11 protein-coding genes are annotated in these 19,800 nt (G+C 59.3%); 4 read left to right on the top strand and 7 right to left on the bottom strand.

Translation table 11 applies throughout. From position 1 onward, the window contains the following. Positions 1–503: 503 nt before the first annotated feature. From ACOYW0_RS00775 to ACOYW0_RS00785, 3 genes are all read left to right on the top strand, one after another. Entirely contained in the window at positions 504–1,247 is a 744-nt protein-coding gene (locus tag ACOYW0_RS00775) for a 16S rRNA (uracil(1498)-N(3))-methyltransferase (protein ID WP_482416697.1), read from the top strand. Positions 1,248–1,579: 332 nt separating this feature from the next. After that, positions 1,580–2,080 carry an FKBP-type peptidyl-prolyl cis-trans isomerase gene (locus tag ACOYW0_RS00780; protein WP_482416698.1) on the top strand — a complete coding sequence of 167 codons (501 nt, stop codon included), beginning with the start codon at positions 1,580–1,582 and terminating at the stop codon, positions 2,078–2,080. Positions 2,081–2,357: 277 nt separating this feature from the next. Continuing rightward, positions 2,358–4,610: a nitric-oxide reductase large subunit gene (locus ACOYW0_RS00785; RefSeq protein ID WP_482416699.1), complete on the top strand. Its 2,253-nt coding sequence runs from the start codon at positions 2,358–2,360 to the stop codon at positions 4,608–4,610. Positions 4,611–5,129: 519 nt separating this feature from the next. Here ACOYW0_RS00785 and ACOYW0_RS00790 read toward each other — a convergent pair. The 7 genes from ACOYW0_RS00790 to ACOYW0_RS00820 form a co-directional block, all read right to left on the bottom strand. Further along, the gene (locus tag ACOYW0_RS00790) at positions 5,130–6,308 is read right to left on the bottom strand and encodes an NAD(P)-dependent malic enzyme (RefSeq protein ID WP_482416700.1); all 1,179 of its coding nucleotides are present in this window, start codon (positions 6,306–6,308) and stop codon (positions 5,130–5,132) included. Between the two features lie 545 nt (positions 6,309–6,853). Continuing rightward, positions 6,854–8,161 carry a 2-hydroxycarboxylate transporter family protein gene (locus ACOYW0_RS00795; protein WP_180140979.1) on the bottom strand — a complete coding sequence of 436 codons (1,308 nt, stop codon included), beginning with the start codon at positions 8,159–8,161 and terminating at the stop codon, positions 6,854–6,856. Between the two features lie 24 nt (positions 8,162–8,185). Further along, a complete protein-coding gene (locus tag ACOYW0_RS00800; protein WP_482416701.1) occupies positions 8,186–9,361 on the bottom strand; it encodes an NAD(P)-dependent malic enzyme in 1,176 nt (391 codons plus the stop codon). A gap of 230 nt (positions 9,362–9,591) precedes the next feature. Next, positions 9,592–11,910, bottom strand: a complete 2,319-nt coding sequence (locus ACOYW0_RS00805; RefSeq protein ID WP_482416702.1) for an ATP-binding protein — start codon at positions 11,908–11,910, stop codon at positions 9,592–9,594. A 50-nt stretch (positions 11,911–11,960) separates the two neighbouring features. After that, a complete protein-coding gene (locus ACOYW0_RS00810; protein WP_482416703.1) occupies positions 11,961–14,603 on the bottom strand; it encodes an ATP-binding protein in 2,643 nt (880 codons plus the stop codon). Between the two features lie 323 nt (positions 14,604–14,926). Beyond that, positions 14,927–16,255, bottom strand: a complete 1,329-nt coding sequence (gdhA, locus tag ACOYW0_RS00815) for an NADP-specific glutamate dehydrogenase (RefSeq protein ID WP_482416704.1) — start codon at positions 16,253–16,255, stop codon at positions 14,927–14,929. Positions 16,256–16,514: 259 nt separating this feature from the next. Continuing rightward, complete coding sequence (locus ACOYW0_RS00820; protein ID WP_482416705.1) at positions 16,515–17,543, bottom strand: dihydroorotate dehydrogenase-like protein; 1,029 nt, start codon at positions 17,541–17,543, stop codon at positions 16,515–16,517. 500 nt (positions 17,544–18,043) lie between these two features. On the opposite strand from ACOYW0_RS00820, the gene ACOYW0_RS00825 reads away from it, so the two are divergent. Then, positions 18,044–19,732, top strand: a complete 1,689-nt coding sequence (locus tag ACOYW0_RS00825) for an alkaline phosphatase family protein (protein ID WP_482416706.1) — start codon at positions 18,044–18,046, stop codon at positions 19,730–19,732. Positions 19,733–19,800: the final 68 nt, after the last annotated feature.

Genomic DNA, 19,800 nt, shown 5'->3' on the forward strand with positions numbered 1-19,800 from the left:
GCGAATGGCCCCTCTCACAAGAGGCGCCCGAGGGTTTGAAGCATAAAAAAAGGCCGTGAAAGGTATCTTCCACGGCCTGGGTGCTTCTTTTTTGCTGATCTGGAGTGCCGTGGGACCTTGTGTTGGTCTACCCACGGCTGTTTTACGCTTACAAGTGTGTGTGGTTCAGCGCATGCCTGGGTACACCGATGTGATACCAGTAATAAAAATAATAAAATGCGCTGAAAAATCGAATCATTTTTTTTCTCTTTGCCGATTATCTGTACGTTTCACATGCGAAAGGCGCGTGTCGCCTTCCGTCACTTTTAGCGATAAAACTTCGTGAAGAATTAATCTATGGAAATGAGGTTGTCAAGATGTTATTTACCGAAAGATACCGGCCGGGGGTGCTTCCCGGCCCCGGCGAACAGTTACTACAGACAGTAACAATGCGCATATCCGGCCGCTGACCCCTGCGGATCGCGCCCACTATTTTCCCGAGAAAAAAGGAACACAACAAGCCCATGAGACGCTTTTTCATCAACAAAGAGGACATCACGGACACCCACGGCACCATCACAGGAGACGAAGCGCGTCACATGACGCGGGTACTCCGGCTGAAGCCCGGGAACACCGTCATCCTCCTTGACGGCCAGGGTGGAGAGTACGATGCCGTCATCGACGAAATCCGGGAACAAAGCGTCTCCGTCACCCTCTCCGCCTCCCGGCAGGAGACCCCCTCCTCCGCACCGTCCATCACCCTCTGCCAGGCCTTTTTAAAAGAGAAAAAGATGGACGACCTGGTGCGCCACCTGACCGAACTGGGCATGGCGGCCTTTCAGGCCTTCTTTTCCAGCCGCGTGGTGGCCCGTCCCAAAGGGGACAAGCTGGAAAAACGCGAAGCCCGATGGGAAAAGATCGCCGGAGAAGCCGTCAAGCAGTGCGGACGCACAACGGCCCCTGCCATCTGCCGCACCACCGAGCTGAAAACCCTGCTTGAAGGGCTGCCCTCCGGCCCCCACACCCTGAAGCTCTTCTTCTGGGAAGAGGCCCAGGTCTCCTTTAAAGAACTGGGCGCCATGGACACGACCGGCATCACCGACATCACCCTGATCATCGGCCCCGAGGGAGGATTTACCGCGGAAGAGGCCGAGCTGGCCAGGGAAGCGGGGTGCCTCATTGCCGGACTCGGCACGCGCATCCTCCGGGCAGAGACGGCCCCCCTGGCTGCCCTCTCCATCGTCCAATACCTGTTCGGGGATATGTAATGTAGCCCGGGTATTTCATGGGAAACGCCAGACCGAATCAATAAGGGGACACCCATCCTCACCGTTATCAGATCCTTCGACTCGTGAAATGCCCGGGTTAAGGGCGCCCCTTCACAAACCGCCCTTGACAAGTGACCAATCACCCCTATCTTTAACTGAAGTTCATGTCCTGCGGAACATTGCCGTCCCGGGACTCATCAATTCTTTTGCCGAGGAGCCCCTTATCCAGGGATCACGGCTCAAGGATTGGATACCTATGGATGCCCCGGACCCCGCCGTCACCCGGTCTGGTTGTTCCCGGGCCATCGCAAGTCTTCCAAAAAGGAGACCCCATGGAAAAAGTAGAAAACGGATTGTTCGTTCAGGTCGCATATAAAGGAACCCTTGCCGACGGCGAAGTCTTTGACAGCAGTGAAGGACGCGATCCCCTTGAAGTACAGATGGGAACCGGCCAGTTGATCCCCGGGTTTGAAGCGGCCCTGATGGACCTTTCGGTGGGTGACAAAAAAACCTTCACCTTAGGGCCTGAAGATGCATACGGCGAACGTTCCGATGATCACACCATGGACTTTCCCGCTTCCGACGTTCCCCCGGAAATGAACCCCCAGGTGGGCCAGGCCATTGCCCTGTCCACCCCCCAGGGCCAGCAGGTACCGGCGGTCATTACCCACGTGGACGACGAAAAGGTCAGCGTGGACCTGAACCACCCCCTGGCCGGCAAGACCCTCACCTTTGAGATCGAAGTGGTGGGTATCTCCAAAGAGGCCACCCAGCAGCCCGCGGGAGGATGTTCCCCCAGCGATTGCAGCGGGTGCGGAGGCGGTTGTCACTGATCCGAACCGGGCCCTTTCTCCTTTAGGGCCCGTCCGTATAGCAAGCCGATGCCCCGGGGCCACTGGCCGCGGGGCTTTTTTATTTTCTTCTCCCTTTGCTCCCTTCCGCGTCAAGGCCAATCGTTGACGCCTCCCTCCAGAAAGAGTACTATCCTTTCAACATTCCTACGCATTGAACCGTCGGCAACCACCCCGGAGCCCCTCCCCTGCCGGCAGATTCCCCAAGGTCGATCGCCCTTCCAACAACGCAGGTTTCCACTTACACAAGAGGTGTGCCATGCTCAGCCAACGGATGAAACTCTATTTTCTCCTGGCCATTGTCAGCTCCATCGCCATCGCATTGGTCGGCTTCGTGTACACAAAAAAAGACCTTCCCCCCTACCCCGGCACCGTCAAATCCATGTACGGCCAGACCCTTTCAAGCAAAAACGCCATTATGGCGGGCCAGCAGGTATGGCAACGGTTCGGCCTCATGGACCTGGGCAGCGTCTGGGGCCACGGCACCTACCGGGGGCCGGACTTCACGGCCCAGGCCCTGCACAACATGGGCGTCACCATGCGGGAAGTGATGGCCCTTCAGCGTTTTCGCACCAGCTATGACAGGCTCCTGACAGAAGAAAAAGGGGCGGTGGACGCGGTGGTTATCAACCAGATCAAAACCAATCGCTACGACAAAGAGAGCGACACCCTGACCCTGACCTCCCTTCAGGTGGCAGCCCTGTTCAAAAACCGCGACTTTTATCACAGGCTCTTCACCGAAGGGGACGAAAACGGCCCCATCAACCCCGGCACCATTACCGACCCTACCCAGCTCCGGGATCTGGCCGACTTCTTCTTCTGGACGGCCTGGTGTGCCGGGACCATACGCCCGGGAGACACCCACACCTACACCAACAACTGGCCCCACGACCCCAGCGTGGGCAACATGGTCTCGGGCAAGTCCCTGGTCTGGTCGGCCATCTCCCTGGTGGCCTTCGGGCTCTGCCTGGGGGGCATGATCTACCTTTACCACAAATACGGGTTCAACAAAGGCGCCCAGGGCTATAAACCGGAGCCTGCCATGGCCCTGGCCGGTGCCCCCATCTCAGCCAGCCAGAAAAAGGCCGCCAAGTTCTTCCTGGTGGTGGCGGCCCTCTTCTTTGTGCAGGTCAACGTCGGGGGGCTCATGGCCCACTACACGGTGAGCCCGGACTCCTTCTACGGCCTCAAGGCCATCGCCGCCTTTATCCCCTACAACTGGGTCAAATCCTGGCACCTGCAGCTGGCGATCTTCTGGATTGCCGTCTCATGGATCGGCATGACCCTGTTCGTGGCTCCCATGGTGGGCAACCGGGAGCCCAAAGGGCAAGGCTTCCTCGTGGATTTTCTCTTTATTGCGGTTCTGATCGTTGCCGTTGGCAGCCTCACAGGGGAAGTCCTGGGCATCAAGGGAATGCTTGCAGACTACTGGTTCTGGCTGGGACACCAGGGGTGGGAATACCTGGAGCTGGGACGACTCTGGCAGATCCTTCTCTTCATCGGCCTCATCCTCTGGCTCTTTCTGGTAGTCAGGGCCCTGAAGGATCACTTCAAGGCAGGCCAGGACAAGTGGGGGCTTCCCAATTTCCTGGCTTACTCCGGGGTGGCCGTGGTGGGATTTTTCAGCTTCGGCCTCACCTACGACCCCCAGACCCACATCACCATCGCCGACTTCTGGCGCTGGTGGGTGGTCCACACCTGGGTGGAGGGAGCCTTTGAGTTCTTTGCGGCTGCGGCCGTGGCCTTTGTCATGGTCAACCTCGGGCTGGTGCGCCTGGAGGCCGGTCTCCGGGCCGTCTACTTCACCGTGGGCCTTGCCCTTTTTGCGGGCATCATCGGGGTGGGGCACCACTACTACTGGTTCGGTGAGCCCTCCCTCTGGCTCGCCCTGGGGTCCACCATCTCCGCCCTGGAGCCGGTGCCCATCCTCCTTCTCCTCTCCGAGGTGTGGCACGGCCAGAGCGCCCTGGTAAAGGGGGGCAGCGACTTCCCATACAAATACCCCCTGATGTTCCTCATGGCCGCCATCTGCTGGGAGTTTGTGGGGGCCGGAGTCATGGGGCTCTCCATCACCACCCCGGTGGTCAACTACTACGAGCACGCCACCTACCTCACCGTCAACCACGGCCACACCGCCCTGTTCGGGACCTACGGAATCCTGGGTATCGGCCTCGCCCTGTTTTCCATGCGCGGGCTGGTGGAAGACAAGGGATGGAGCCCCACCCTGCTCAAGCTCAGCTTCTGGAGCATCAACATCGGGCTCTTTGTCATGTTCACCGCCACCCTCCTGCCCACGGGGATCCTCCAGGTGCTGGACAACATCAACCACGGGTTCTGGCACGCCCGTTCCAACGCCTTCTGGTCCAGGGACATCATCCAGCTCCTCGGCAATACCCGCATGGTGCCCGATGTCATGATCATCATCGGGTCCGGGGCCTTTCTCCTGTTTATGCTCAAAGCCATGGGGAATCTGAAAAAGGTAACCATCGGCTCAGGCGAGCCCTTTGCGTAAGTATGCCTTCTATGGTTAAAGTGCATGGAAAAACCTGCCTCCGGCGGCGAGGTGAGCCACCTCGAAAGCTTATTGCCATTGCGCTTTGCCCTTCGTTCCTCAGGGCAAAGCGCAATGGCCTTCGGCTCGGGCTGCGCCCGACATGAACGCTGATGGTTTATGCGGACTGGATCGCAAGCTTCGACGTTACAGGATACGTTGTCACCACTTGCCCTGTGTTGATTTAACCGCACGGCCTCCGGCGGCGAGGTATGCCATCTCGAAAGCTGGTTGCCATTGCGCTTCGCCCTTCGTTCCTCAGGGCAAATCGCAATGGCATTCGAATGAAGTTTGTTGAGGTAAAACGTGGCAGGCACGGTGCATGAAAGCCGAAACAAACATACCCAGACAATTCAATTGCCTGGGTATGGGGCTTGCTTCGATCAGGCCCGGTGATTCAGGTCGGCACCAATCAAAAAAAACTGTTTATCAAACGTTTCAAACGTTTGGCCTCCGGCAGGGCCGCCGGAGGCTTTTTTTTTATGATTTCTGCGTGGCAGCGCCCGACTCAAATGCCGCCTGCTTCACGGCTTCGGCAACGCGCTTGCCCACGCGCCGGTCCAGGGCATCGGGGATCACATACTCGGCGGTGAGTTCGTCGTCACCGATGATGCCTGCGATGGCATAGGCCGTGGCAAGGGTCATGGCGCTGTTGATCTCCCGGGCCCGGGCGTCCAGGGCGCCGCGGAAGATGCCGGGAAAGGCCAGGACGTTGTTTACCTGGTTGGGAAAATCGGAACGGCCGGAGCCCACCACAGCGGCCCCCGCGGCCCGGGCGTCGTCGGGCATGATCTCCGGGGTGGGGTTGGCCATGGCAAAGACCACGGCGCCCTCGTTCATGGAGGAGACCATCTCCTTGCTCACCACGTTGCCTGCAGAGACGCCGATGAACACATCGGCGCCTGCCATGGCGTCGGCCAGGTCACCCGTGCATTTTTCCTTATTGGTCAGGCACGCCAGGGCTTCCAGGTGGGGCGGGTTGTCCCCGCACTGGCGACAGAGGATCCCGCTCTTGTCGCAGGCCAGGATGTCTGTGACGCCCAGTTCCAGGAGAAGCTTGATGATGGCTCCCCCGGCGGCACCGGCCCCGTTGACCACCACGCGCACCTCGGAAAGGTTTTTCTTCACCACCTTCAAGGCGTTGATAAGGGCGGCGGCCACCACAATGGCCGTGCCGTGCTGGTCGTCATGGAAAACCGGAATCTCCAGTTCGGCCTTGAGCCGCTCTTCGATCTCCATACAGCGGGGTGCGGAGATGTCCTCCAGGTTGATGCCGCCGAAGGTGGGGGCGATCATCTTTACGGACTGGACGATCTCTTCCACGTCGGTGCTGGCTAAACAAATGGGAAAGGCATCCACATCGGCGAACTCCTTGAAGAGAATGGCCTTGCCCTCCATCACAGGCATGGCCGCCTCGGGACCGATGTCCCCCAGGCCGAGGACGGCGGTGCCGTCGGTGACCACAGCCACGAGGTTCCCCTTGGCCGTGTATCGGTACACCTCGTCTTTGGTCCCGCTGATCTCCCGGCATGGCTGGGCCACCCCGGGGGTGTACGCCAGGCTCAAGTCATCCCGATTCTCGACGGCCACCTTGGAGACCACCTCGATTTTACCCACACTCTTCTCGTGAAGCGCTAAGCTCGCCGCGTTGTAATCCATGTTCAGTTTCCTTCCCCTCCGGTCGGTTCCGCTCCGAAGTGCTCATCATGGGACCGGAGTCATTGCGATCATTGATAGAACAAACTGTCCGAATCCTTGGATTCGGGTCTCTCTTTACCTCAAGGTGGCGTTCCATGTCCCGCCCTTATTTGATCCTGCCCGGGGTGTTTCCATGGGCCCACAGGCCATCCATGAAAGAGACCTGTGAGATCACAGCGTTTTTTTGTCATTCCCCGGCACAATCCGCCGCCATAAAAAAAACGTGTACCGATTCAGCTTGCCTCCGGCGACAAGGTGGGGGCACCTTGAAACCCTGTGGCGAATGCCTGGAGACTGCCATTATGCAATCGTTTTCGGGGCATTCGCGTGATGTGTGACATAAGGCAACCGCTTTTGCCGGAGAGGCCCGTTTCATTCGTCTGAAAACACGATTCAAGGCACGTTGAACTCGCTTGACTTTAAGCGAAATACCCCCAACGACAAAACACCCCACGGCATCATTGCCGGAGGGTGTTTTGGTCGGGGGGATAGCCCGGGAGGTTACCTTACATAATCATCTTCAGCAGGGCGGTTGCCAGGATCAGCATAAAGGCTCCGCCGATCCGTGAGGAGATCTGGGCAAAGGGCATGAGGTCCATGCGCTTGGAGGCGGAGAGAACCGCCACGTCGCCGGTGCCGCCCATGTTGGCCATGCAGAGCCCGCCGGTGATGGCGGCTTCGATGGGGTAGAACCCGAAGAGACGGCCCACAAAACCGGAGCCGATGATGGAGCCCACCACGGTGACGGCCACCAGGACCACATACTGGATGGAGAAGGCGTCGATGACCTGGTTCAGGTTGGTGTAGGCCACACCGATGCCCACGAGAAGGGCCGGGGTCATGCTGACCATGACGAAGCGGAACCACTGGAAGGCGCCCAGTTCGTATTTACGGGGAAGAATCCCCAGGGCCTTGACCACGGCCACGCTGATAATCATCAGGGCATAGGAGTGCAGGGGAATAAAGCTGCCGAGGAGCTTGCCGAAGACGAAGAAGGTGGTGGCCATGAGCAGGCCGATGCCCATGAGCTGATAATCGATGGAGGTCTCTTCCTCGGTCTCCTCGGCCACGGCGTCCTGATTCTTCATGAGGGTGCCGTTGCCCGTGAGGGAAGGAGAGGATTTGCCGATCCTGTCCAGGATACCGGCGGCCACGATGGCAAAGGCGTTGCCCAGGGCCAGGGCGGGAACCATGCGGGACATCATGGCCGCAGGGTCGAGGTTCAGGGTGCTGCCGAAGATCTGGGACAGGGGAACCGCCCCTGCGCCCATGCCGCCGCCCATGATGGGAATGGCGATGTAGAGAATGGCCTCTTTAAACCCGTAACCCATGAGCATGCCCACGGTCCCGGTCATGAGAATGGAGACGAGCACGCCCCCAAGGATCACCGGCAGGTACCTCACCGAGGCGCGGATCAGGAGCTTGCGGTCCATGCCCAGGATACTGCCCGTGATAAGGGCCGCGATGTAAAAGCTCAAAAAGCTCTCGCTCTTCATGAAGCTGGTCATGATCTTCACCGAGGGCTGGGGAAGAACCCCATAGGTGACCAGGGCGGCAGAGCCGAAGATAATCAGGATGGGCCCGCCCCCCAAGTAATCCTTGATGCCGGGGGTGCGGTCACCGATTTCATTGAAAATGGCGCCCAGGGCCATCATCAGGGGCAAAGCCCCCACCATGCCCTTGGGAAGAACCTGGAGATAGGTGGTGAGAAACACCACGCCGGTTAACACGAGAAAAAACGGAAGGGGAATCCCCATGATCTTGTAGTCGCGAAGGCCCTGTGCGGGCATGACGGCGGTCGTTGCTGTGGACATCTTCATCTCTCCTAAAATAAAACGTTATTTCCTGATGGCTGCACCGGATTCATACGCCGCCTGCTTGACGGCATCGGCCACCTGCCTGCCCACGCGCCGATCCAGGGCGTCGGGGATCACATACTCGGCGGTGAGTTCATCGTCTGTGATGATCCCGGCGATGGCGTAGGCCGCGGCCAGGGCCATGGAGGGGTTGATCTCCCCTGCGCGGGCGTCCAGGGCGCCCCGGAAAATCCCGGGAAAAGCCAGGACGTTGTTCACCTGGTTGGGAAAATCAGAACGGCCGGAGCCCACCACGGCAGCCCCTGCGGCCCGGGCGTCATCGGGCATGATCTCCGGGGTGGGGTTGGCCATGGCAAACACCACGGCCCCTTCGTTCATGGAAGAGACCATCTCCCTGCTCACCACGTTCCCGGCAGAAACCCCGATGAAGACGTCGGAGCCCACCATGGCATCGGCAAGGTCGCCCGTGCGTTTGTCCCGGTTGGTCCTGCGGGCCAGGGCCTCAAGGTGGGGCGGGTTCTGGGGGTCCCCTTCCCAAAGCAGGCCGCTTTTGTCGCAGGCAAGAATGTCGCTGACGCCCAGGTCAAGAAGCATCTTGATGATGGCGCCCCCGGCGGCTCCGGCCCCGTTAACCACCACCCGAACGTCGGAGATCTCTTTACCCACCACCTTCAACGCGTTGATCAGGGCCGCGGCCACCACAATGGCCGTGCCGTGCTGGTCGTCATGGAAAACCGGAATATCCAGCTCCGCCTTGAGCCGCTCTTCGATCTCCACGCAGCGGGGTGCCGAGATGTCCTCCAGGTTGATCCCCCCGAAGGTGGGAGCGATCATCTTGACCGACTGCACGATCTCATCCACATCGCAGGTGGCAAGGCAGATGGGGAAGGCGTCCACATCAGCAAACTCTTTAAATAAAATGGCCTTGCCCTCCATCACGGGCATGGCCGCTTCGGGCCCGATGTCCCCCAGGCCCAGGACCGCGGTTCCATCGGTGACCACAGCCACAAGGTTGCCCTTGGCCGTATACCGGTACACCTCGTCCCGCTCATCGCTGATCTCCCGGCACGGCTGGGCCACCCCCGGGGTGTACGCAAGGCTCAGGTCATCCCGGGTCCCGATGGCGACCTTGGAGACCACTTCGATTTTGCCCACGCTTTTGGCGTGAAGCGCTAAACTCTCAGCATTGTAATCCATCCTGTATCCTTCCCCTTCGGTTCATCCTGCACCGTCATGGTGCGAATGGTTCGTTTGATCGGATGTATTGCAGCCCCCGTACCAAAAAGCATATTTTTTCATATCCCCTTCCGTTCCAGGATGTTGAACACAAAGACGCAAAAACCCCGCTTTTTCCAAAGCGGGTTTTTTCTTGCCGGACAGGAATTTTTCCCGGGGGACAGGAAGCTCGTCCCCCACATCCCTTCACGTCACCGGTTGTTCGTTGCCTCCGGGTTCAAGACCTTTCGAATGGTCCTGGCGAGCTCTGCCCGATTAAAGGGTTTCTTCATAAAGGCACGGATGCCGTGCTCTTCAAGATCACCTGCCGGGGGGCTCCCGGTGCCGTCCTGATAGCCGCTGTACAAAATGATGGGCATCTCAGGGCACAGGGCCCTGATCTCGCTGGCCAGCTCCATGCCGTTAAGGTAGGGCATCATGTGATCGGTCATCACCAGATCAAACCCGCGGGGGTCCGTGCGGACCGCTTTTAAGGCGGCCAGGCTCTCGGTATGGGCCACCACCTCGTACCCCATGCGGCACAGCATCTTCTCGGTGCCGTAAATCATCTGCTCGTCGTCATCCACCAGGAGGACCCGCTCCTTGCCCTTTGGAATCGGCGGTGCCTCCCCCCCGTCCCTGGCGGGCTCTGCGGCGTGGGCACAGGGCAGGTACACGGTAAAAATGGTCCCCCGCCCCGGGTGGCTGGCCACGGTAATGGCGCCCCGGTGACGCTTGACAATGCCGTGGGACATGGAAAGCCCGAGACCCGTGCCGCCCTGCTCTTTCTTTGTGCTGAAAAAGGGATCGAAAATCCGCTCCATGTCTTCGGGGGGAATCCCCTTTCCGTTGTCCCGAACCCTGAGGCGGGAGTAGCGCCCCGGACTCAGGTCCGGGTGGACCAGGGTCGCGTTTTTGTCCAGGTCCACGGCGTCCAGGGTGATCTCGATGATCCCCTTCTGGTTTTCCACGGCATGGGCGGCATTGGTGCACAGGTTCATGATCACCTGATGGATCTGGGTGGGGTCGGCAAGCACAAGGCCGGACTCGGCCTGAAGGTCCAGGCGAACGTCGATGGTGGCCGGGATGGAACTCTTCAAAAGCTGGCGGCACTCCGTCAGAAGCCTCGCCATCTGCACCGGCTGCTTCTCCTGCTGTTTGTCCCGGCTGAAGGCAAGAATCTGACGAACAAGGCCCTTGCCGCGCCGGGCGGCCTTGAGTACATGGGTCAGGTCTTCATGGGCTGGTCCCCCTTCCGCCACCTCCTCCAGAGCCAGTTCCGTGCAGGTGGTGATTCCGCCCAGGATGTTGTTGAAGTCATGGGCAATGCCCCCGGCAAAGGTTCCGATGGCCTCCATCTTGTGGGACTGCCGAAGCTGTGCTTCCAGTTTCTTCTCCCGGGCCTCGGCCCGTTTGCGCCGCGCAATGATCCGCATGAGCACCACAATGGTCACGGACTGGTAGGCAAGAAAACCAAGGGTGGCCCAGATGATGTATTTGTACTGATAGTAGACCGTCACCGGCTCGTTTCGGATCACGCTTCCCCTGGGAAGCCGGTTGTGGGCAATGGAGAAGTGCCGAAGAATCCGGTAATCGAAGATGGGCTCAATGGCGCTGTGGCGAAGGACGGGAATCTCACCGGGTGCTTCCCCGTTCAGGATACGCAGGGCAATGCGCGCGGCCTCTTCGGCCTGCCTTTGGCCGCTGAGCATCAGGCCGCCCAGCACCCCGCTGCCCAGGGTATACTCCCAGGGGGAATAGACCGGGCACCCGGAATAGGTAAAAACCAAGGACGTGCTCTCCTGCACGGTGAGCCTTACCCCGTCGGGGGTCAGGTAATAGGAGAGGTAAAGGATCAGGGTCTTGTCGGGAAGAGAGGAAAGGGAGGCCTTCAGGTCATCAATGGATTTCATGGACAGGTCCAGGAAGGTCACGCGCTCTTCATAGGCCGGTATGAGTTCGAGGAGCCGCTGCCGGTTGATGCGGCTGGAGGTGGAGGCCCCGCTCACATAGGCGACGTAACGCGCCTCCGGATGCATGGCAAGGGCCAGGTTCAGGGTGCCCGCCAGGTCGTAATCTTCGGCAACGCCGGTGTACCCCGCATGGCCGGCGATCATCGCCTTATCAAACCCGTTGATACCGCAGAACACCACAGGGGTCCCGGGAAACAGTTCATTGCGGTGGAGCAGGAGGAAGTTGAGGGCGTTGTTGTCGGCGGCCACGATCACATCAAAGCGCACCGCCCCGTACTTCAAGCGATACACCTCTTTCAAGGTGCCGAAGATCTCCTCCGGGCGATACCGCTTGGTGTCCATGTACTCAAAACTGACCCGAAGGGAACTCCCCCGGGTGTCGAACACCGACCGAAGCCCCTCGGTGACTGAGTCCGCCCACACATACCCGGGATGGTATGAGTTCAGGACCAGTACCTGACGAACAGGAACCGCCTTTGCAGGCTCCGCAGCCTGTGCCTGCCCGCCCAAAAGAAGCAAACACACGACCAGCACCAAGATAAAATTCAGACGCCCCATTCGGTCACCGAGGGGTTTGCATGTAATAAAAAGAGTTAAGACAGCACACGTCATCCCTTTTCGATCCCTTTTCCCGCCTCATCCAGAAGCCTTCGGACGACCCGCGCCAGCTCTTTTTTGACAATGGGCTTGATCATAAAGGCCTTAACGCCCATCTCCTCCAGGGCCTCTTCGCTCAGCCTGGTGCTGTACCCGGTGCAGAGAATAACCGGTAGGCCCGGCCGGATACGCAGCAGCTCCTCGGCCAGGAGCTCCCCTGTCATGCCCGGCATGGTCATGTCCGTCATCACCAGGTCAAAGTGCTCCGGCCCCGACCGAAACAACTCCAGGGCCTCGACGCTGTCCGTCCTGATCACCGCTGTGTACCCCAGGCGCCCCAGGATCTTGCCGATCATCCTGGCGATGGGCGGCTCGTCGTCAACCACCAGGATCCTCTCACCGCCCGTGGGCAGGATGCCGTCATCCGAGGGTGGCTCAGGCTCCTCGCGATCCGCCTCGGTGACGGGCAGGTAAACGGTAAACACGGCACCGCGCGGGATGTTGTCCTCCACCTTGATCTCTCCCCCCCACTTTTTGACAATGCCGTGGACCATGGCAAGGCCCATGCCCGTGCCTTCCCCGGGGCCCTTGGTGGTAAAAAAAGGCTCGAAAATGGAGGATTTCACCTCAGCGGGGATGCCGCACCCTGTGTCGGCGACCCTCAAGGTCAGGTAGTTCCCCGGAAGGAGCGAAACCGGAACCGGCGTCCCCCCATACCCCAGGGCCGTGTCAAAGAGCTTCACATCCAGAACCCCGCCGTCCCCCTCCATGGCGCTGGCCGCGTTGGTGCACAGGTTCATGAGAATCTGGTGCACCTGGGTCTCATTGCCGAGGATCCTGGATTCGCTTTCAATATCCCGGGTAATCTCCACCGTGCTCGGAATGGAGGAGCGGATGAGCTTAAGGGCCTCTTCCACAACGGGTTTCACCCGGATGGCCACGGTGGCTTCGTCGCCCTGGCGGGCAAAGGTGAGGATCTGTCGAACCAGCGTCACGGCCCGGGTCCCGGCCAGGTAAATCTCCTGCAGGTGGCCTTCCAGCCGCGTGTCCGGCGTCACATCATCCAGGGCAAGCTCGGCATAGCCCAGGACCGACGAGAGAATATTATTGAAATCATGGGCAATCCCCCCTGCGAGCCCTCCGATGGCTTCCATTTTGTGGGTCTGGCGAAGCTCCTCCTCCATCTTTTTGATCTGCGTGATATCCACCCCGTGATGGAACCGCACCTGCCGTCCGTCCACCCACTGGATGCTCCGCTCGTAGTTGATATAAAAGGCCCCGGCCTGGTTGCGGCTCTCCCACACCAGCGCCCCGGCACTGTCCGGAATCCCTCCCCGGGGGGAGCTGCCCGGAGGCCCTTCCCTCTCGCGACCGGCCATAAAGAGGGCATGGTACTCCTGCCCGGTGAGCCCCTCTCCGAAGCTTTCAATCATGGCCTTGTTCATAAACAAAATCTTAAAGGTCTTCGTATCCGATACACAGATGATGGCGTCCACGCTGTCCAAAACGGTCTTCAAGGTCTTGAGGGATCGCCTCTGGGCCTCCTCCGCCTTGACGGACTCGGTGATGTCCATCATGTTGCCCACCACGCGGACCACCCTCTCCCCGTCGAAAACCGGACGCCCCGTGGTTCGAATCCACTTCTTCTCCCCTTTGTGGGTGGTGATCTCACAATCCAGGTCATAGGGGCGACCCAGCTCGACACACTGGGAAAACGCCTTGGCCACAGCCTCCCCGTCGTCTTTGCAGTAACAGGACATGGACGCCGTAAAATGGTCCAGTGTCGGATCCACCTCCAACCCGTGAATTTCATAAAGCTGGTTGGTCCAGAGAAACAGCTCATCGTCCACGTGGAACTCCCAGCCCCCGATGTTGCTCAATCTCTGGGTTTCGTCCAGAAGGGCCCGGTTCCGCGCCAGCTGATGTTCCACCGCCTTGCGCCGCTCCATGTCGTGATACAGGCGCTGTCGCATCTGGTTCAACGCAGATACCAGTTCGTCGATCTCGTCCGGGCATTCGGGGTCGGCCTTCCTGTTGGGCAGCTCCAGGCGCGTGCCCAGCTCCCGGGGCCGTATGGACGTGGCGTAACCTGCAATGGCCGTTATGTGCCGCGTCACCAGGCGGTGAAGGACCGCAAGGATCGCCATGGAGACCAGCAGCGTTTTCAGGGCCTGGGTCACCAGGACCACAAAAAGGCGCTCAAACAGTCGGCGATGGACCCCCTCAAGGGAGGCATAGACGTCCAGCACACCGATGTGCCGCTCCCGGTTCCCGTGGGAAAAGAACATATCAAAACCCCTGCGAACCCACTGCTCGCCCTCCTTCAACCGACCCGCCGTAAAGAGCACCTCCCCGTTCTCGCGAATCTCCAGGTAGATGAGGTCCCGCATGGTGAGCATGTCATTGAGATGGGTGGTGATCTGAAGGTCATCGAGCTGCCACAGGCTCCCCGAAAGGCTCTCCAGGTGCCCTTCCCTGACCTGCGTGAACTGGTCGTCCACGGCGCTCAGGTCTTTTCTGTACTCCAGGAACAGGTTGAAGCTGGTCCCGATAAAGGTAATGAGAAAGCTGAAGACAAGGATATAAAACAGCTGCTTTGCAGCCAGGGAACCTTTAAGGCGACGCGAGATGGTCTTGATGCGGTGAAAGGGCATACACACCTCTGTTGGGAGTCAGGATCCCTCGGCATGTGGAGAAACATCCCGGCCACGGGATGCGCGATCCCCCAAACATAAGGGGGGATGAACGGGGGTACGGACCGCCGAAGAGACAGACACGGTCAACGGGCGGGGTGCGGAAAAGCAAGCAACAGGAAAAGACAGGGCAGAGAAAAGCACATGGTGCGGAAAAATCGGCAGGCTACCCATGGCATGCCGACATCCGCACCATCTGCCATCACGTCAGAGGTGTATCGATAAAACGGATGCCCGCCTTCGGCCGCAGGTTACGGCCCAACGGGCGTCCGTATGGGCAGGAGTCAGACAACCCCCTGGTCTATCATGGCATCCACCACCTTGATAAAACCGGCGATGTTGGCCCCGGCCACATAGTTGCCGGGCATGCCGTACTGTTCGGCCGCATTCAGGCAGGTGGCATGAATGTTCCGCATAATGTCCTTGAGGCGCCGGTCCACCTCCTCCCGGCTCCAGGAGAGACGCATGCTGTTCTGGCTCATCTCAAGGCCTGAGGTGGCCACCCCGCCTGCGTTGGCCGCCTTGGCAGGGCCAAAGAGGATGTTGTTGTCTTTGAAATAGTGGACCGCCTCCAGGGTGCAGGGCATGTTGGCCACCTCCACCACGGCGCGGCATCCGTTCTTCACAAGGGTTTCGGCGTCCGAGCGGTCCAGCTCGTTTTCAAGGGCCGTGGGCATGGCCACATGGCAGGGGACCTCCCAGGGACGCCTGTTCGGGACCCACTCGCAGCCGAACCTGTCGGCGTAATCCTTGGCGGGCCGCCTATAAACGGTCCAGAGATCGGCCATGTAGGCGAGTTTTTCGCCCTTGATCCCCTCGGGGTCATGGACGTAGCCGTCCTCGTCAGCAATGGTAACCACCTTGCCGCCCAACTCATTGACCTTCTCGATGACATAGGTCCCGACGTTGCCGTATCCTGAGATGGCAACGGTCTTGCCCTCCATGGTCTCGTTTGTGAGCTTGAGCATTTCTTCAAGGAAATAGACGGCGCCGTACCCCGTGGCCTCGGGCCGGACCAGGCTGCCGCCCCAGTTGAGGGCTTTGCCGGTGAGCACCCCGGTAAATTCATTGGTCAGCTTCTTGTACATCCCGAACAGGTAGCCGATCTCCCGGGCGCCCACCCCGACATCCCCTGCAGGCACGTCGGTGTTGGGGCCGATGTGGCGAAAAAGCTCGGCCATGAAGCTCTGGCAGAACCGCATCACCTCGTTGTCCGATTTGCCCTTGGGGTCAAAGTCGGACCCGGCCTTGCCGCCGCCCATGGGCAGGGTGGTCAGGGCATTTTTAAACACCTGCTCAAAGGCCAGGAACTTCAGTATCCCGAGGTTCACCGACGGGTGAAACCGGCACCCGCCCTTGTACGGCCCGATGGCGCTGTTCATCTGAACACGAAAGGCACGGTTGACCTGCACCTGCCCGTCGTCATCCACCCAGGGCACACGGAACATGATGACCCGTTCGGGCTCCACGATCCGCTCCAGGACATTGTGCCTGCGGTATTCGGGATTCTGCTCCAGGACGGGGGCCACCGACTCCACCACCTCGGTGACGGCCTGGTGGAACTCGGGTTCGTGGGGATCTCTGCTCTTTACGACCTCTAAAATGTCTGGCATATCGCATCTTCCTGTTTGATGAATAAACGAACGCATCAAAACAATGCGTCAGAATTTCGTATTGCGTATTTTTTCAATACAAAAATCCCGATCTTAGAAATGGCGTATGCCAAACAGCGCAAAGGGGTCAAGGAAAAAGGTCGCTGATCATGGCAGGTTGCCGCAGCCACGGGGAATATCTGGAAATCTAAAACCGTGCCAAACCAAATGGGAGCCTGCCGGCCACCCTTTCCTTGTTTTTTGGTAACGTTCAGCCCTTTTATTTCACGGCCAGTCTTTTCTTGTCCGCATAGTACTTCATAAATTGAGCCCGCTCGTAAACCGACGGGTCGCTGCTCTTCTCCTGGGAGAGGCGCCCCCTGAAGTCGGCAATGGTCTGGATCCCCTTGCTGCCCATCCACGTCTCCAGCTCCTCGATCATCACCCCCAGGTGCTTGACCCCGTTCTTGTAAAGGGTTGAGACCACCTGCACCACGTCCGCACCTGCCAGGATCTGCTTGACCACCCCTGCGCCGTCATGGACGCCGGTGGAGGCCACGAGGGCGCAGTCCACCTTTTCGGCCATGATGGCGACCCAGCGAAGGGACAGGGCCATCTCCGCAGGCGTACTGAAAAGGTACGAAGGCACCACCTCGATTTTCTTGATATCCACATCGGGGCTGAAAAACCGGTTGAAAAGCACAAGCCCGTGAATCCCCGTCCGGGAAAGTTTCTGGATCATGGGGCCAAGGTCGGTGAAGTAGTGGGAGATCTTCAGCACCACAGGAATGGAGAGGACCCCAAGAATCTTTTCGATAATCTTAAAATAGAGCTCTTCCTTCTCCTTACGACCCTGGTTGAACTGGGTCGGGGAAAAAAACATGTTGAGCTCCAGGGCGTCGGCCCCTGCCCTTTCCAGCTCCCGGGCAAAAGCGATCCACTCCAGGGAATCGGAATAACAGTTGATGCTGGCGATAACGGGTATATCCACCGAAGCCTTGGACTCACGTATCAGGGTGGTGTACCGGTTGAGGTTGTCTTCCCGGACCTTGTACCCGTAGAATTCAATGGGATTTTTCCTTCCATCGTAGTCAAAATACTGAACCGAGGCGTCCGCTGCCTTGGTGTCCCGGATCACCTTGTCGCTTTCAAGGTTGATCTCCTCCTGGAAAAGGGATTTCAACACAACGGCCCCTGCCCCGTTTTCCGCAAGGCGCCTGACCCCTTCCACCGTGCCGGACAATCCGGAGCTTCCCACGACAATAGGGTTCTTGATCGACATTCCCAGGTACGAGGTGGACGTATCCATGCGTCATCTCCTTAGATTTGGTGGTGATCGGACAGGAGCCGTCCCGTCCCGAAGGCCATGGGCCTCGCCCGGGAAGGGCGGCACATGTATTGGAATAAGCACCGCAATGAGGCGTCGGTGATGGAGCATGATGCCCCGGTGGATATGGGGGCGTGCCCTGCCGGGGACAAACGCAGGCGAGATATGGAGAGAAACGAACAGAGGGCACGCGATGTCAGGGGGAGGCAGCGTAAAGGCGCAACCGTAACCCCTTGGTTGAACAGACTTACATCTTACCCGATGCCAATTGGAGAATCAAGTTGCGGTGCTCGGCCCGACACTGGAAGCTTCAGCCCATCCGTTGACAGAAGCTGGCGGCCTTGATACGAATACATCCATCGCAAACAACAACATTGTTTCTAATACAAAACAAGACAGTCATTCTATACCGTACAAAAAACCCGACACCACGTTCATTGTAACCCATCACCGGCCCCGCCAACCCAAAAGAGGACACACCCATGAAAGCATGCCGACCCGTCTATTGGATGTTGCCGCTCCTGATGCTCGCCGCCGCCACCTGGACCCATGCAAAACCTCTGCGGGAAAAGCCCGCCCTGGTACTCCAGATCACCGTCCATGATATGCGCGGCGATTTTCCCATGCGATACAAAGACCGCCTGGGCAAGGGGGGCCTGCGCTACCTGATGACACAGGGGACCCATTACACAAACGCCAGCTTTCCCCATGCCGGAACCGAGCCCACCGTGGGCCATGCAGCCCTGTTCACCGGCACCTCCCCTTCCCGCAACGGCATTGTGGCCGGAAGCTGGTTCGACCGGGCCAAAGACCGCGTCATCACCAGTTGCGAGGATGACAGGTATCACCTCATCGGAAAAACACCGGTCGAAGGAGAAGGCCGGGCCCCCTCGCAGATGCTCGCGGCCACCATCGGTGATGAGCTGACAATAGCCACCAACGGGGGAGCCAGGGTGTTCAGTGTCTCCCTCAAGGATCAGGGCGCCATCCTCCAGGGAGGCCACACCGGCAAGGCGTTCTGGTACTCCACAACAGACGGTTCCTTTATAAGCAGCAGCTACTATTTCACCCAGTACCCCGACTGGGTTGCGCAATGGAACGCGGAAAAACATGCCGACGCATACAGAAACAGATCGTGGCAGCTTCTTTACGCCCCATCCACCTACCTCTTCGGCACGGATGACAGGCGCCCCTTTGAGGTGGACATGTTCGGCCTGGGCACGACCTTTCCACACCCCCTCAACGCTGAGCCCTCGCATTTCTACGCCAGCCTTGCCGCCACACCCTTCGGGGACGAGCTCACGGCGGACTTTGCCAAAGCCCTGATCAGGGAAGAAAAACTGGGGCAAGGGCCCCGCACCGACTTTCTGGCCGTGGGCTTCTCGGCCACCGGTTCCATCGGACGCCTCTTCGGAGCCTCAAGCCTTGAGGCGGAAGACACCATCCTACGGGTCGACAAGCTGTTGGCCGACCTGTTCCGATACGTGGACAAGGAGATCGGCCTGGACCGGACACTTGTTGTTCTCTCATCCAACCACGGCATGTGCGAGACACCCCAGCACCTGGCAAGTCTCGGCTTTGACGTGGGATGCCTGCCCTCCGGTCCCATAATCCGGGAGGTCCTGGCAAAGGCCCTGAACAAGCGGTTGGGTGTGCCCGAATCAATCGTCCGGCTCTACGACCACCCGTACGTCTATCTCGACGAAGAAGAGATCGCAAAAACCGGAGTCAGCCTTGCCCTGGTGGAGACAACAGCCGCCGAAGAGATCGTGAGTATCCCGGGCATTGCCGGAGCCCTGACCCGAACGGACCTTCTCAAAGGGACCGTGGCCCCCACCCCCACCAACATGGCGATCCTCGACAGTTTCCATGCCGGTCGCTCCGGCAACATCCACGTCATCGCTTCGCCTTCCACTTACGTTACCGGCAAAACGCCCTCCGCCTTGCCCCAGGGCGACGACACCTATGTTCCCCTCTTTTTCGCAGGCTGGGGCATCCCCGCCCAACGTATCACGCGACCCGTCACCCCCTACGACATCGCCCCAACCCTTGCAAGCGTCCTTGAAATCAAGGCACCTTCGGGCGCTGTGGGGATTCCCCTGGAAGAGGTGCTGAAGGAGGATACCCCTGCTGAAAACTGGATCACGGCAAGCCGCACCGCACTGCCATGAGATAAGGGCGAATGTGTTGACAACCTCGCCTGACCACCCTATACAAACTGCATCACACGATGCGGCTT

The sequence above is a fragment of the Desulfoluna sp. HI9BLuna genome (assembly GCF_056829775.1).

Bases quoted from the DNA above. Each gene is read 5' to 3' on its own strand.
- ACOYW0_RS00775 (WP_482416697.1), top strand. From the start codon at position 504: ATGAGACGCTTTTTCATCAACAAAGAGGACATCACGGACACCCACGGC.
- ACOYW0_RS00780 (WP_482416698.1), top strand. From the start codon at position 1,580: ATGGAAAAAGTAGAAAACGGATTGTTCGTTCAGGTCGCATATAAAGGA.
- ACOYW0_RS00785 (WP_482416699.1), top strand. From the start codon at position 2,358: ATGCTCAGCCAACGGATGAAACTCTATTTTCTCCTGGCCATTGTCAGC.
- ACOYW0_RS00790 (WP_482416700.1), bottom strand. From the start codon at position 6,308: ATGGATTACAACGCGGCGAGCTTAGCGCTTCACGAGAAGAGTGTGGGT.
- ACOYW0_RS00795 (WP_180140979.1), bottom strand. From the start codon at position 8,161: ATGTCCACAGCAACGACCGCCGTCATGCCCGCACAGGGCCTTCGCGAC.
- ACOYW0_RS00800 (WP_482416701.1), bottom strand. From the start codon at position 9,361: ATGGATTACAATGCTGAGAGTTTAGCGCTTCACGCCAAAAGCGTGGGC.
- ACOYW0_RS00805 (WP_482416702.1), bottom strand. From the start codon at position 11,910: ATGGGGCGTCTGAATTTTATCTTGGTGCTGGTCGTGTGTTTGCTTCTT.
- ACOYW0_RS00810 (WP_482416703.1), bottom strand. From the start codon at position 14,603: ATGCCCTTTCACCGCATCAAGACCATCTCGCGTCGCCTTAAAGGTTCC.
- gdhA (WP_482416704.1), bottom strand. From the start codon at position 16,255: ATGCCAGACATTTTAGAGGTCGTAAAGAGCAGAGATCCCCACGAACCC.
- ACOYW0_RS00820 (WP_482416705.1), bottom strand. From the start codon at position 17,543: ATGGATACGTCCACCTCGTACCTGGGAATGTCGATCAAGAACCCTATT.
- ACOYW0_RS00825 (WP_482416706.1), top strand. From the start codon at position 18,044: ATGAAAGCATGCCGACCCGTCTATTGGATGTTGCCGCTCCTGATGCTC.